This window comes from Bacillus sp. FSL K6-1106 (genome assembly GCF_038005245.1).
GTDB classification, from domain to species: Bacteria; Bacillota; Bacilli; order Bacillales; family Bacillaceae; genus Bacillus; species Bacillus altitudinis.
This window is the reverse complement of record NZ_JBBOSV010000001.1, coordinates 585,419-599,160: the sequence shown is the minus strand read 5'-3', so window position 1 is coordinate 599,160 and position 13,742 is coordinate 585,419. Positions and strand designations below refer to the sequence as shown.

At 43.8% G+C, this 13,742-nt stretch carries 11 protein-coding genes; 7 read left to right on the top strand and 4 right to left on the bottom strand.

Annotated elements, in window-relative coordinates; translation table 11 throughout:
* Positions 1-3 precede the first annotated feature (3 nt).
* Genes MHI20_RS03055 through MHI20_RS03040 form a run of 4 tightly spaced genes read left to right on the top strand, consistent with a single transcriptional unit; the run spans position 4 to position 5,195 of the window.
* The gene (locus MHI20_RS03055) at positions 4-909 is read left to right on the top strand and encodes a hydroxymethylglutaryl-CoA lyase (protein WP_178896703.1); all 906 of its coding nucleotides are present in this window, start codon (positions 4-6) and stop codon (positions 907-909) included.
* A gap of 15 nt (positions 910-924) precedes the next feature.
* Entirely contained in the window at positions 925-1,704 is a 780-nt protein-coding gene (locus MHI20_RS03050; protein ID WP_047947138.1) for an enoyl-CoA hydratase, read from the top strand.
* Between the two features lie 18 nt (positions 1,705-1,722).
* Positions 1,723-3,246, top strand: a complete 1,524-nt coding sequence (locus MHI20_RS03045) for an acyl-CoA carboxylase subunit beta (RefSeq protein ID WP_135008806.1) — start codon at positions 1,723-1,725, stop codon at positions 3,244-3,246.
* 14 nt (positions 3,247-3,260) lie between these two features.
* The gene (locus tag MHI20_RS03040) at positions 3,261-5,195 is read left to right on the top strand and encodes an AMP-binding protein (protein ID WP_178896704.1); all 1,935 of its coding nucleotides are present in this window, start codon (positions 3,261-3,263) and stop codon (positions 5,193-5,195) included.
* 27 nt (positions 5,196-5,222) lie between these two features.
* Here MHI20_RS03040 and cysI read toward each other — a convergent pair whose 3' ends face one another.
* The 3 genes from cysI to MHI20_RS03025 all read right to left on the bottom strand — a co-directional run bounded on the left by cysI (position 5,223) and on the right by MHI20_RS03025 (position 10,427).
* Positions 5,223-6,941, bottom strand: a complete 1,719-nt coding sequence (cysI, locus tag MHI20_RS03035) for an assimilatory sulfite reductase (NADPH) hemoprotein subunit (protein WP_096881494.1) — start codon at positions 6,939-6,941, stop codon at positions 5,223-5,225.
* A 33-nt stretch (positions 6,942-6,974) separates the two neighbouring features.
* Complete coding sequence (locus tag MHI20_RS03030; protein ID WP_340936643.1) at positions 6,975-8,786, bottom strand: assimilatory sulfite reductase (NADPH) flavoprotein subunit; 1,812 nt, start codon at positions 8,784-8,786, stop codon at positions 6,975-6,977.
* A gap of 213 nt (positions 8,787-8,999) precedes the next feature.
* Positions 9,000-10,427, bottom strand: a complete 1,428-nt coding sequence (locus MHI20_RS03025; RefSeq protein ID WP_340936642.1) for an aldehyde dehydrogenase family protein — start codon at positions 10,425-10,427, stop codon at positions 9,000-9,002.
* A 212-nt stretch (positions 10,428-10,639) separates the two neighbouring features.
* Here MHI20_RS03025 and MHI20_RS03020 point away from each other — a divergent pair, with 212 nt between their 5' ends.
* Genes MHI20_RS03020 through MHI20_RS03010 form a run of 3 tightly spaced genes read left to right on the top strand, consistent with a single transcriptional unit; the run spans position 10,640 to position 12,272 of the window.
* Positions 10,640-11,065 (top strand): DMT family transporter, encoded by a 426-nt coding sequence (locus MHI20_RS03020; RefSeq protein ID WP_008343684.1) that lies wholly within the window; start codon positions 10,640-10,642, stop codon positions 11,063-11,065.
* A gap of 13 nt (positions 11,066-11,078) precedes the next feature.
* On the top strand, positions 11,079-11,765 hold the full coding sequence (locus tag MHI20_RS03015; protein ID WP_268363482.1) for a Crp/Fnr family transcriptional regulator: 687 nt from the start codon (positions 11,079-11,081) through the stop codon (positions 11,763-11,765).
* Between the two features lie 21 nt (positions 11,766-11,786).
* The gene (locus MHI20_RS03010; protein WP_039167841.1) at positions 11,787-12,272 is read left to right on the top strand and encodes a DMT family transporter; all 486 of its coding nucleotides are present in this window, start codon (positions 11,787-11,789) and stop codon (positions 12,270-12,272) included.
* A gap of 12 nt (positions 12,273-12,284) precedes the next feature.
* Here MHI20_RS03010 and MHI20_RS03005 read toward each other — a convergent pair whose 3' ends face one another.
* Positions 12,285-13,691, bottom strand: coding sequence for a phospholipase D-like domain-containing protein (locus MHI20_RS03005; RefSeq protein WP_340936639.1), 1,407 nt, complete (start codon positions 13,689-13,691; stop codon positions 12,285-12,287).
* Positions 13,692-13,742: the final 51 nt, after the last annotated feature.

The window sequence follows — 13,742 nt, the reverse complement described above, 5'->3', positions numbered from 1 at the left end:
CGCATGGCATTACCAAAAAATGTGTTCATTAGAGAGGTCGGCCCGCGCGATGGACTACAAAATGAATCCGTTTGGCTGGACACAATGAAGAAGCGAACATGGATCCATTTACTCGAAGAAGCCCATCTTCCTTATATTGAAGTCACCTCATTTGTTCATCCGAAATGGGTTCCAGCCTTAAAAGACGCCAAAGAATTAGCCCAATCATTAAACAAAAAAGAGGATATCACCTATGCCGCACTCATCCCAAATGAAAAAGGATTAGCTCATTTTTTTGAAGCAAACCTTGAGGTAGGGGCTATGTTTATCTCATCGAGTGAGACACATAACAAAAAGAATATGAATCGATCTATACAGGAAACATTGCCTGTGATCAAACAAATGACAGCCGATTTAAAAGCAGAAGGACGGCAAACGCGGGCCTATATTTCAACCGTGTTTGGATGTCCTTATGAAAAACAAGTGCCGATGGACCAAGTGCTGCGATTAACGGAACAGCTGCTGTCCTTCGGCATTGATGAAATATCACTTGGGGATACCATTGGGGAAGCCCATCCGCTGCAAGTAGAAAGACGGTTAGACCTTTTACTTGAACGCTTTCCTGCTGATAAAATCGCACTTCATTTTCATGATACGAAAGGAATGGGGCTTGCCAATATTTATACAGCATTAAAAGCCGGCATCACCATATTTGATGCCTCTAGCGGGGGGCTTGGCGGCTGTCCTTATGCACCTGGCTCCAGCGGAAACGTGGCGACAGAAGACGTGGTGCACATGCTTCACAAACTCGGGATCGAAACAAATGTCGACCTTCCTCGCTTGATTAAAGCGGCTGAATGGATTGAAGCAAAAGTGGATCGAACCCTGCCAAGTCACTGTTTACGCGCTTTTCAGTCTCACACTACTTGATAAAGGGTGAATCACATGACTTCATTGATCAATTTTTCAATACAAGATCACATTGGCATCATGACATTAAATAGACCAGCACAAGCCAATGCTCTCTCCGCTGCTATGCTAGAGGAAATCAACCAAACGATTCAAGAAATCAAACATGATGCAAACATCCGCTGTTTGCTCATGACAGGAGCTGGCGCTAAAGTTTTTTGCGCAGGAGCAGACTTAAAAGAACGGCGATTGATGACAGAACAAGAAGCGAAAGAAGCCGTTCTGACCATTCAGCAAACCTTTACAGACATTGAATCTTTGCCTGTTCCTGTCATTGCCGTGATAAACGGACACGCACTTGGCGGAGGTCTTGAGCTCGCGCTCGCCTGTGATCTCCGCATCGCAAGAGCGGGTGCAGCGCTCGGCCTGCCGGAAACAGGACTAGCTATCCTGCCGGGAGCAGGGGGCACACAAAGACTTTCGCGCCTGATCGGACCCGGGAAAGCGAAAGAAATGATCTTCACAGGCACTTCTTTACGAGCAGAAGAAGCCGTTCAAATTGGGCTGATTGAACGTATCTCTACAGCCGATTCACTGATGAATGATGCCATCACACTCGCAAAACAAATCACCAAAAATGGGCCAATCGCTTTAAAAGAAGCAAAACAAGCCATTCAATCCAGCCTTGATCACGATTTACAAACAGGGCTGACGAAAGAATACGAAGCTTATCTGCGGCTTATTCATACAGAAGATCGACTAGAAGGTCTCAAGGCTTTTCAAGAAAAACGAACGCCTTATTACAGAGGGAAATAGCAAGAAAGGGGAATGTTTATGATCGAAGAATATGAATTAAAAAAACAACGAATTGAAAAGGGCGGGGCAGAACGCTACCATCAAAAAAACAAAGAAAAAGGAAAATTATTTGTCCGTGATCGGCTCCATTTGTTGTTAGATGAGGATTCTTTCATTGAAGATGCCATGTTTGCAGAGTGCAAAGATGAACATTTACCAGCAGATGGTGTCGTCACCGGAACCGGGCGTATGAATGGGCAGACTGTTTGTGTCATGGCAAACGACTCTACGGTTAAAGCAGGATCGTGGGGCGTCAAAACAGTAGAAAAAATCATTCGAATTCAAGAAACGGCCGAGAAGCTCAATTGTCCGATGCTGTATCTAGTCGATTCAGCGGGTGCAAGAATCACTGATCAAATCGCAATGTTCCCAGGCAGAAGAGGAGCAGGGCGCATTTTTTATAACCAAGTCAAGCTGTCTGGGCGCATTCCTCAAATTTGTTTACTATTCGGTCCTTCTGCAGCCGGTGGTGCGTATATCCCTGCTTTTTGTGACATTGTCGTCATGGTCGAAGGAAATGCCTCTATGTATTTAGGCTCGCCGCGAATGGCTGAAATGGTGATCGGTGAAAAAGTATCACTTGAGGAAATGGGCGGTGCGAAAATGCATTGCAGCATTTCTGGATGCGGAGATATATTAGCCAAAACAGAGGAAGAGGCCATTCAAATTGCACGTGATTATTTAACCTATATGCCTGCCAACTATACAGAAAAACCAAAAACGACAGCAGCAAAAGCACCTAAACCATCTGAAACCACCATCCAAGACTTAATCCCTAAAGGCCAGAATACCCCATTTGATATGTATCAACTCATCGATTTACTGATTGATGAAGGGTCATTTTTTGAAATCAAAAAGCTGTTTGCCGCAGAGTTAATTACCGGCTTTGGCAGAATGAACGGTCAGCCTGTCGGTCTCATTGCCAATCAGCCAAGGGTCAAAGGCGGCGTATTATTCCACGACTCAGCTGATAAAGCCGCCAAGTTTATTCAGCTCTGTGATGCCTTTCATATCCCGCTGCTCTTTCTTGCGGACATACCAGGATTTATGATTGGAACAAAAGTGGAACAAGCCGGCATTATTCGTCATGGGGCAAAAATGATCTCCGCTATGTCAGAAGCGACCGTTCCGAAAATATCCGTCATCGTCCGTAAAGCATACGGAGCAGGACTATATGCAATGGCAGGCCCTGCTTTTGAGCCAGACTGCTGTCTCGCTCTTCCATCGGCGCAAATCGCTGTGATGGGTCCAGAAGCCGCTGTAAATGCCGTCTATGCAAATAAAATTGCAGAACTACCGCCCGAAGAGAGGGCTTCATTTATACAAGAGAAACGGAAGGAATACCAGGAAGATATGAATATCTATGAGCTTGCCTCTGAAATGATTGTCGATGGCGTCATCCCATTTGACCGTCTCAGAACGGAACTTTGTCATAGATTACTAGCCTATTCATCAAAAAACATGACATTTACGAAACGAAAACATCCGGTCTATCCGGTCTAAAGGGGGCAGACCTCATGATCAACCTGAAACCAGAATGGATACCGGAAGAAAAGCAGAGCCAAAAAACACGTTTGCATCAGTGGATGAAATCTCTTGGTTTTTCTACGTATGACTCATTCTATCAAGCCAGTATTGCACGCACAGACTGGTTTTGGAGAGAAGCGGAGAAGGCGGTCGGCATTCAGTGGAAAAAACCATATGAAGCGGCATTAGGTCACCACTCATTGATGTGGCCGAAATGGTATCAGGGCGGCACACTAAACATCACCGAAACGGCTGTGGACAAATGGGCTGAAAAAGAAGAGACGAGGCATCAGCCTGCCATCATTTGGAGCAATGAAGCCGGTGAAGAAAAGAAATGGTCATTTCTCGAACTTCAAGAGAAAGTGAGCCGTCTTGCAGCTGGCTTTTTGAAAGAAGGACTTCAAAAAGGGGATGTAGCCATCATCTATATGCCAATGCTTCCAGAAACGGTCGCCGTCATGCTTGCCTTTGCAAAGATTGGTGTTATTTTCAGCCCAGTCTTCTCAGGCTATGGAAGCGAGCCACTCGCTGTACGCATTCGTGCGTCAGGCGCATCCATTGTCGTCACAGCGAATGAAATGATGCGGCGAGGGAAAACGATCAACATGCGGGAATGTGTGGCGGATGCCATCAACAAAACCACAACTGTGCAAAAAGTGATTGTGCACACTTCCTCTCATACCGGATATCAGGACGATGTCCTGCTGAATGATTTGTTAAAAGAACAGCCGTTCACCGGCGCGACCTATGTCACAAATGAAGACCCGCTGATGATCTTGTATACGTCAGGCACAACCGGCACACCAAAGGGAGCCGTTCATACACACGCAGGCTTTCCGATAAAGGCAGCTTTTGATGCTGGGCTATGTATGGATGTGGCAAAAGGAGACCGGCTGTTTTGGCTGACTGATATGGGCTGGATGATGGGGCCATTCCTCGTCTTTGGCGGCTTGATCAATGGAGCTGCCATCGTTTTATATGACGGCGCTCCCGATTATCCAGATGAGCAGCAGCTCTGGTCATTCATCCACGAGAAGAAAGTCACTCATTTTGGACTTTCCCCTACATTTGTTCGTTCTGCGATGCAGCAAACGATTGATGGGGTCGAACTATCGCATGTCAAAGCCATTATTTCTACAGGGGAACCATGGAATGAAGCTCCGTGGCAATGGTTATTTCACACCATTGGTCAAAAGAACATTCCAATCTTAAATTATTCAGGAGGAACCGAGGTTTCTGGTGGCATTGTAGGCAGTACGCTGCTTCGCCCCATCAAACCGATTCTCTTTAATGCGGCGATCTTAGGAATGGCGGCAGATGTATACAATGAAGCTGGGCAAAGCGTGATGAATGAAGTAGGGGAGCTTGTGGTGAAAAAGCCATGGGTCGGCATGACATGTGGTTTTTGGAACGAACCGGAGCGTTATGAAGATACTTATTTCAAACGATTTGACGGTGTATGGACACACGGAGATTGGGTCATGCAAACAGAGGACGGAGAATTCCACATCACCGGCAGATCGGATGATGTCATTAATACAGCAGGGAAACGCATCGGGCCAGCTGAAATTGAATCCATCCTTACCTGGCATCCTGCCGTGCATGAAGCCGCTGTGATTGGGGTAAAGGATGAGGTGAAAGGGGAGGCGCTCGTCTGTTTCATCGTGACCAGTCCGCATGCTTTTGAAGAAGCTGCCCTTATCCAAGAGCTTTCAGCCCATGTTGGTTCACATGCCGGAAAAGCGCTCACACCAAAAGAAGTTCATCTCATTTCAGCTTTGCCGAAAACAAGGAATGGAAAAATCGTACGACGTTTACTTAAAGGGGCGTATGAAGAGCAGCTTTCACCCGATCTATCTTCATTAGACAATCCAAATGTATATAAGAGTCTGACCGAATACTTGAATAAGAAACAGAAAAAATAAAAAAGACAGGATGGTTCCTGTCTCTTTTTATTGCACATGAAAATTCGTTCCATCTGTTGTCTCTTTCACAATCCCTGCCCGAATGACAAAATCGCCGAAATGTTCATTTTCTTCTCGTTCTTTTGCGTAGCGGGGGAGAAGAGAGCCAAGTTCTTTTAGAATGTCTTCCTCACCCACATTTTCACGGTATAATTTACTTAATCTGCTGCCATCAAATGCGGCACCGAGATACATATTATACTTACCAGGTGATTTTCCGATAAATCCAATCTCTCCAAGCGCATGACGAGCACAACCATTTGGACAACCAGTCATTCGAATGGTGATTTCTTTATCACTTAATCCATTTTCTTCAACAATGTCTTCGATTTTATCAATCAATCGTGGAAGGTAGCGCTCTGCTTCAGCCATCGCTAAACCGCATGTTGGCAAAGATACACAAGCCATTGAGCTGCGGCGCAGGGCAGAGTGCTGCTGGCCGTCTGATAAGCCAAACTTCTGAATGAGCTGTTCGATTTGTTTCTTTTTATGAGTTGTCACATTCCCAATGATTAAATTTTGATTGGCGGTTAAACGGAAGTCACCTGTATGAACTTTGGCGATTTCGCGGATGCCTGTCATCAGCGGATAATCATCATAATCTGTGATGCGTCCCCCTTCTACAAACATCGTATAATGCCATCTGCCATTGATGCCTTTTACCCAGCCATAACGGTCACCGTTATGATCAAAGTGATAATCCTTTGCCTCTAAAAGAGTAAACCCAAGACGGCGCTCAAGCTCTTCTTTTACATTCTCAAGACCAAGGCGGTCCACCGTATATTTAAAGCGGGCATTTTTTCGCACGGAACGGTTTCCGTAGTCACGTTGAATGGTGATGACTTGTTTGGCAATTTCTACGACCTGTTCAGGTGTACAAAAGCCGATGACCTTTGCAAGCTGCGGATAAGTCGCTGTATCACCATGCGTCATACCCATTCCGCCGCCAATTGCGACATTAAAACCGACCAGTTGATCGTTTTCGATAATGGCAATAAAACCTAAATCCTGCGAAAAGACATCAATATCGTTAGCGGGAGGGACCGCCACACCAATTTTGAATTTCCTTGGCAAATAAAGCGGACCATACATCGGTTCAACTTCCGTATCTGGCGTTGCCGCAACCTTTTCCTCATCAAGCCAAATTTCGTGATAAGCTCTTGTTTGCGGGAGCAGGTCATCACTTAATTTTTTCGCCAGCTCGTATACATCATGGTGCACTTCTGATTGATAGGGGTTTGATGTACACATGACATTCCGGTTCACGTCGCCGCAAGCAGCGATTGTATCAAGCATAGTAGAATGAATGTCTTGAATGGTTTTTTTCATATTCCATTTTAAAATACCGTGAAGCTGAAAGGTTTCACGAGTCGTCAGCTTTAACGTACCGTTTCCGTATTTGTGAGCAAGCTCATCCATCACAAGCCACTGCTTAGATGTGGCGATTCCGCCAGGCAGACGGACACGCAACATAAATTGATAGGCAGGCTCAAGCTTTTGTTTTTGTCGTTCATTTCTCAGATCACGATCATCTTGTAAGTAGCTGCCGTGATGCTTCATCAGACGGTTGTCATCATCCGGAATTCCCGCTGAAATCGGATCAAGCATCACTTCTTTTAACGTACCCCGTAAATAATCACTTTTTTCTTTGATTTCCTCTACGTCGCTCGGAGGTCCATCCGGCGCTGTTAATGCTGTCTTCACCATGTAAGTAAAAGCTCCTTTCTTTCAAGCATCAAATCAATAAACGTCACGCTGATAGCGTTTTTGCTGCTGTAAGTTGGCAAGATAGCTTTCTGCTTTTTCTTTGCTCATCGCACCTTCTTCTTGAATAATGGATAGAAGGGTATTGTGGACATCATGCGCCATATGCTTTTCATCTCCGCAAATATAGACGTAAGCACCTTGCTCAAGCCATTCAAATAATTCTTTGCTTTGTTTCTTCATTTGGTGCTGGACATACACTTTTTCCTCAGTATCTCTTGAAAAAGCCACGTCCATTTTCGTTAAGACGCCGTCCTTTAACCACTTTTGCCATTCCGTTTGGTATAAGAAATCCGTCACAAAATGCTGATCACCGAAGAATAACCATGACTTTCCGTTTGCACCCAGTTCCTCACGTTCCTGCATAAATGAACGGAAAGGGGCGATGCCTGTGCCTGGTCCTACCATAATGATCGGTGCATCTGGATCTTGAGGAAGCTTAAAGTTTTGGTTGTGCTGAATATAAACAGGTAACGTATCACCTGGCTGCAGGCGCTCTGCACATAAAATCGAACAGACACCTTGGCGTTCTCTGCCGTGCGCATCATATCTGACAGCCCCTATCGTCAAATGAACCTCTTCGTCATTTGCCTTGAGACTGCTTGCAATGGAATAAAGGCGTGCAGGGATTTTTCTTAAAAGGGCTGTGAAATCTGCGGCGGTTCCTTCAAAAGGACCGAAATCACGAGCCGCATCTACTAAGTCCCGGCCTGCGATATATTCTTTCAGTTTTTCTTCGTTTCCTTCTTCTAAAAGGGCATGCAAGGATTCGCTTTTTGTCAGTTCAGCGATCTTTTGAAGAAGTGGTTTTGTTAAAACCGTGATCTCAAAATGCGAGGTGAGTGCTTCTTTTAAAGGAAGAGTGTCTCCATTTTTATGAACGGTGACGGATTCTTCTGCATTCCACCCGCATGTTTGAATCAGTTCGTCGACAAGCGCAGGATCATTTGTCGGATAAATGCCAAGGCTGTCACCTGGCTCATACACGAGACCTGAACCTTCAAGCGAAAGCTCTAAGTGACGTGTTTCTTTATTAGATCCACGCCCATTTAAGTTGATATTTTCAAGAACTTCAGCATAAAAAGGATTCGTTCTTGAATATTCAGAAACGGCCGTACTGTTGGCTCCCGCTGATTCTTGCGGCAGTGAGACAGCTTCACCTTCACTCAAAGAAGAGGCAACACCTTGAAGCCATTCTGAAAACGGCTCATCATAATCAAGGTCACAGTCCACTCGGTCAAACAGGCGAGTACCGCCAAGCTCTTGGAAGCGTTCATCAAATTCTTTTCCTGTCTGACAGAAGAATTCGTATGAGCTGTCACCTAATGAAAGGACAGAAAAGCTTAAATGATCGAGCTTTGGCGCACGTCTGCCGTGAACATATTCATGGAACGAAAGGGCATTATCCGGCGGATCTCCTTCGCCATGTGTGCTGACAATGACCAGTAAATTGTTTATTTTTTTCAGATTATTCGGTTTAAAATCGGACATAGAAGAGAGCGTCACTTGAAAGCCTTTCTCTTCAAGATGCTGGGCTGTCTTTTTTGCTAACCCTTCGGAATTGCCTGTTTGCGACCCATAAAGCACGGTCACATCTTTGCTCACAGGCTGTACAGGTGCTGCGGCAGAAGGCGCCGGAGTGACAGCTTCTGAGCCGGCAAGCGCTGCCTGCGCTGATAAATAACCAGTAAGCCAAATTTTTTGCTGATCTGTTAAAGTCGGAAGCAGCTGATTGAGTAACTCTGCCTGCTCCTGGCTAAACGGACTGTTCAATACATGAAGTTGCAACAATATCCACCTCACAAGGAATATAAACATAGATTAATTCGATAGGAATTATATATATAGGTTCAATTTGAACTTTACCGAAAGTTTGCCATTAAGTAAAATATATAATATTGATTGTCATGATTAAGATTTCTAATGACAAAACACGGATGAATAGGGGAGAGGGCACAAAAAAAGGAAAACGGATCACCGTTTTCCTCTTTTTCGCCTGACTTACGCCGTTGGAAGTCCCATCACAGCTTTCACTTCTAAATATTCCTCGATACCGAAGTCTCCCCATTCTCTTCCGATACCTGATTGCTTAAAGCCTCCAAATGGGGCAAAGTAATCTGTTTCTGCATTGTTAATGGTGATTTGACCGGCACGAATATGTTCAGCGACATATTTTAATGTTTTTTCATCTTGACCAACAACATACCCGGCAAGACCATACACTGTATCGTTGGCGATCTCAAGGGCATGATCGAGGTCTTGATACGTGATCACACTCATGACTGGCCCAAAGATTTCTTCTTGTGCAATGGTCATATCATTTTTCACATTGGTGAAAATGGTATGCTTGGCGAAATATCCTTTATCGATTCCGTCTGGCTTTCCAGTTCCCCCAGCAAGAAGGGTAGCACCTTCTTCGATTCCTTTTTCAATATAAGATTGCACCGTATCCCACTGCTTTTTAGAAACAAGCGGGCCAGTAGCGTGATCTTCTCTCGGATCACCAACTGTAAACTTCGGCAGGGCGTTCAGCAGCGCCTTTTCAAACTTGTCTTTCATTGATTCTGGAATCAGCACACGTGTAGCTGCAGAGCATACTTGACCTGTGTTCATTGCAATATGATGAATAGCTGTTTCTGCTGCTTCGTCCACATCTGCATCGTCTAAGACGATAAGAGGGGATTTTCCGCCAAGCTCAAGTGCTACTTTCTTCACATTGTCCGCTGCGTTTTCCATAATTTTAGAGCCGACGGCACCTGATCCTGTAAATGAAACGAAGTCAATATCAGGATGTGAGCTAATGCCGTCACCAATCACGTCACCCGTTCCGTTTACTAAGTTGAAGACTCCTTTCGGTACACCTGCTTCATCAATAATGTCTGCAAGAATCATCGCAGCAAAAGGGGTAATTTCTGCTGGTTTTAAGACAACTGTTGAGCCTGCCGCAATGGCACCCGCAATTTTAAGAGATGTCTGATTCGTCGGGAAGTTCCACGGTGTAATCAATCCGCTGACACCAATTGCTTCTTTTATAATCGAATGTCCACCGCGGTCTTCGGTAAATGTATAAGATTTCAGTGCTTCCGCTGCTTTAGAAAAATGTTCATAACCCATTTTGTAATGAACTTCTTCGGACACTTTCAGCGGTGCACCAAGCTCTTTTGTCATCACTTCTACAAGTTCATCCTTGCGTTTTTCGTACCCGCGCACAATGTTTTCCAGCATTTCTACTCGTTCATTTCGAGATGTTTTTGAGAAAGAAGGGAAGGCGGCTCGAGCTGCTTTGACAGCTTGATCTAAATCTTCTTTCGTTCCTAAACTAATGGTGCCAATGACTTCCTCTGTCGCAGGGTTAATGACCTCCGTCGTTTCGTTTCCTGTTGATGCGACCCATTCTCCATTAATAAAGTGTTTCTCTTGATTTCTCATTCTGACATGTCTCCTTTTTATATGTGATTCAATCCAATATTCTGTTTTCAGCTCATATAAAACTGTACCCACTGTGAAAAATCTAAAACAGAGAAACTGCATGAGAAAAAGTTTCTGATATAATACGCAAAGTGGGACATATGTCCTTTTCAACATGAGGGCATCTATCATTTAATGGAACTAGACTGAAAAAAGAAGGAGCTTTTGAACGAATGAAAGGTGTTATTTTTGCATTATTAGGAGGAGCTTGTATTACACTGCAAGGCGTAGCCAACGCCAGAATTAGTCAAGATATCGGGACGTGGCAGGCGGCAACGATCACGCAGCTGACAGGGTTTATCATCTCTCTCGTCATTTTACTCATCGTACGGGATGGCCACTTTAAGGAATACAAAAAAGTGCAGCCGCTTTATTTAATTGGAGGTGCATTTGCAGCCATTATTATCTTTAATGAGGTCACTGCCATTCAAATCATTGGTGTGACACTCACCATCGCTGCTTTACTTATCGCACAGCTTGCGTTTACCTTTGCCATCGATGCAAAAGGATGGTTTGGTGTTCAGAAGAAAAAAATGAAATGGCCCCATTATGCAGGCATCTTTTTAATGATTGCAGGCGTCATCATCTTAAAACTATAAAGGAGGGCATCAGATGGAGGAGCTGCATGATGAATCTCTTTTTTCCTCTTATATGAAGACGCATCAGTTACAGAATGTCTTTCATCAAAAACTCATCTCACATGTGAGCTTGTGGCGCTATCAGCAAGGTGAGCTGATTTGTTCAAAAGGGGATAAAAGGGAGTATATGTACTTGCTGGTGAAAGGAAAATTAAAGATTTTCACCACCACAAAGGAAGGAAAAACATTTATTCTTTGCTTTAAAAACCCTCTTGAAGCGATTGGAGATATTGAATACGTTCAGCAGACAGATATGGTCAATACAGTTGAAGCCGTTACAGAAGTACATATGCTCAGGATTTCTCATCAAGCCCTCATGCGGCATGCAAAGGACGATCCTCGAGTTTTAACCTTTTTGCTCAAGGGCATCACAAACAAATTTTATACAAAATCAAATGATTTAAGCTTTCACCTTTTATACCCTGTAGAGGTCAGGCTTGCAAGCTATTTATTGTCTGTTTTAACAAGTGATGATGACGCACGCGCACGCACGCTTCGCCTCACGGATGCAGCGAGCTTAATTGGAACAAGCTACCGCCATATTAATCGGGTCATTCAGCAGTTCCAAGAAAAAGGGCTGATTGAAAGGCGAAGAGGAAAGATTACGATTTGTGATCAAAAAGGGCTTTTAGAAATAGCAGAACACAACATTTATGAATAGAAGAAACGAAGGGACTTATATATGATCATAGGAATAATATTAGCTGTCACTGCTGGGGCACTTGTCAGCTTACAAACCATTTTTAATAGTAAAGTCAATGAGCATACAGGCTCTTGGTCAACAACGACGCTAGTTCTAGGAATGGGCTTTATCGCTTCACTTCTGATGGGTCTTTTGTTAGAAGGAACCGGCATGTTTCAATTAAGGCATATGGAAGCCTGGTACTGGATAAGCGGAGCCATCGGGGTAGGCGTTGTCATCTGTCTTGTTCAGAGCATCAAACGTCTCGGTCCCACTTATGGAATCTCGATTGTTCTCACCTCCCAGCTAGGTTGTGCGCTTCTATTTGATTCGCTTGGCTGGCTTGGGTTAGAAAAAGTAACATTTTCTTTTACAAAATTATTAGGTGTACTTGTCATTGTGGCAGGAATCCTCGTATTTAAGTTAACCAAGCTTGAACCAATAGAAGAGGAGCAGTCCAGAGAAAAAGGGCTGCCACAAAAGTAGCTGCCCTTTTATTTAAATCAACCGCCGCCATAAAACCGTTATGGTAGATAAACCAGTTAAAAGGAGACTTTTCATGAAAGGCTTTTTTTTCTGTCCATAGTCGCTTGCTTTATATTCTGTTCGATCTTTCGCTACGAGAACACTATAAGCGATTTTTCGTTCGATTGCTTCCGTAAGAGATAACGCAAATGGTGCACTATCAATCACCAAAATCGATTCAGTATTTAAAAAGCTGGATCTTGCATCTAGATTATATGTTCCAATAATACTTAAGTTATCATCAATGACCATTGATTTGGCGTGAATTGAATACGGACCTTGATATTCATACAAATGAACACCTGTTTTCATCAATTCCTTTTTCGTGCTTAAATATCCTGCAAATGCTAAAGGGTTTGGTGTCGCTGTAAGAGAATTCGTCACGATCGTCGTTTGAATATCACTTGGTAATGGCGTGAGCCCGTCTTTCATTGGCCGTGTCGGTATGACATAAGGCGTCTGGATAAGAACCGAACGCTTTGACCGCTGTGCGAGATCGTTTAACTTTTTCAAGACGAGCGGACGTTTATTTAAGCGTTCCACTGGATTTGTGAAAAATGCAATCTGTTTTGCACGAATGGCGTCTTTTGCCCAATCATATGTGGACATGACAAAGGGTTCTTTTGTACGAATGGCTTCCTGATAAGATCGAAGCAGCTGTTTTCTTAACTTTTTTCCTTTTTTCGCTTTTGCCTTGGAAAATACATCTTTTGTTCTTTTCGTAAAATCATGATTCCACAAATAAACGAAATACTGCTCCATTTCATCTAATACTTTTCCTTTTTTGGCGTTGTACAGCAGCACATCTCGGTCATACGCAAAGTCTTTCGGCGGCTGATCTGCAAAGTATTTATCACCAATATTTCTGCCGCCCATGACAGCGACCCTGCCATCTGCCAAAAGAAGCTTATCGTGAAGGCGGTTATGCCACGTCCATGGCTTGAACAAACGAAAAGGCTCATAAAAACGAATGGCCATATTCGGATGATTCGCCACAGCATAACGCAAATGCTTCAGCGGTCCACGCAGGCTATGGCAAATGCCATCTAACAACAGCTGAACTTTTACTCCTCGATCAGCCGCTTCAATTAAAGCACCAAGCACCCATTCGGCGGTTTTTCCTTTTTGAATGGAATAATAACTCAAACGAATGTTCTTTTCAGCCTCTCGAATCATTTGAACTCTCACTTGACCTGATTCAAATCCGTCATCAAGCAGCATGACTTGATTTATGCCTTGGTCGTCTCCTGAGATAGAAGAGGCTTTATAGATGCAATGTTCTTTACATGTTTTTTGAAACGGTAAATAAAACAAGACAAATGCGGTCAAAAATACATACACCACATATAAAAGGATCAGAAAAAACAAGAATTGAAGCACAGTGATCAACTCCTTTCACACAAACCGTTCTTTTTCTTAGTTTATGTTAAA

Bases quoted from the DNA above. Each gene is read 5' to 3' on its own strand.
- MHI20_RS03025 (WP_340936642.1), bottom strand. From the start codon at position 10,427: ATGAGAAATCAAGAGAAACACTTTATTAATGGAGAATGGGTCGCATCA.
- MHI20_RS03055 (WP_178896703.1), top strand. From the start codon at position 4: ATGGCATTACCAAAAAATGTGTTCATTAGAGAGGTCGGCCCGCGCGAT.
- MHI20_RS03020 (WP_008343684.1), top strand. From the start codon at position 10,640: ATGAAAGGTGTTATTTTTGCATTATTAGGAGGAGCTTGTATTACACTG.
- MHI20_RS03040 (WP_178896704.1), top strand. From the start codon at position 3,261: ATGATCAACCTGAAACCAGAATGGATACCGGAAGAAAAGCAGAGCCAA.
- MHI20_RS03045 (WP_135008806.1), top strand. From the start codon at position 1,723: ATGATCGAAGAATATGAATTAAAAAAACAACGAATTGAAAAGGGCGGG.
- cysI (WP_096881494.1), bottom strand. From the start codon at position 6,941: ATGGTGAAGACAGCATTAACAGCGCCGGATGGACCTCCGAGCGACGTA.
- MHI20_RS03010 (WP_039167841.1), top strand. From the start codon at position 11,787: ATGATCATAGGAATAATATTAGCTGTCACTGCTGGGGCACTTGTCAGC.
- MHI20_RS03015 (WP_268363482.1), top strand. From the start codon at position 11,079: ATGGAGGAGCTGCATGATGAATCTCTTTTTTCCTCTTATATGAAGACG.
- MHI20_RS03050 (WP_047947138.1), top strand. From the start codon at position 925: ATGACTTCATTGATCAATTTTTCAATACAAGATCACATTGGCATCATG.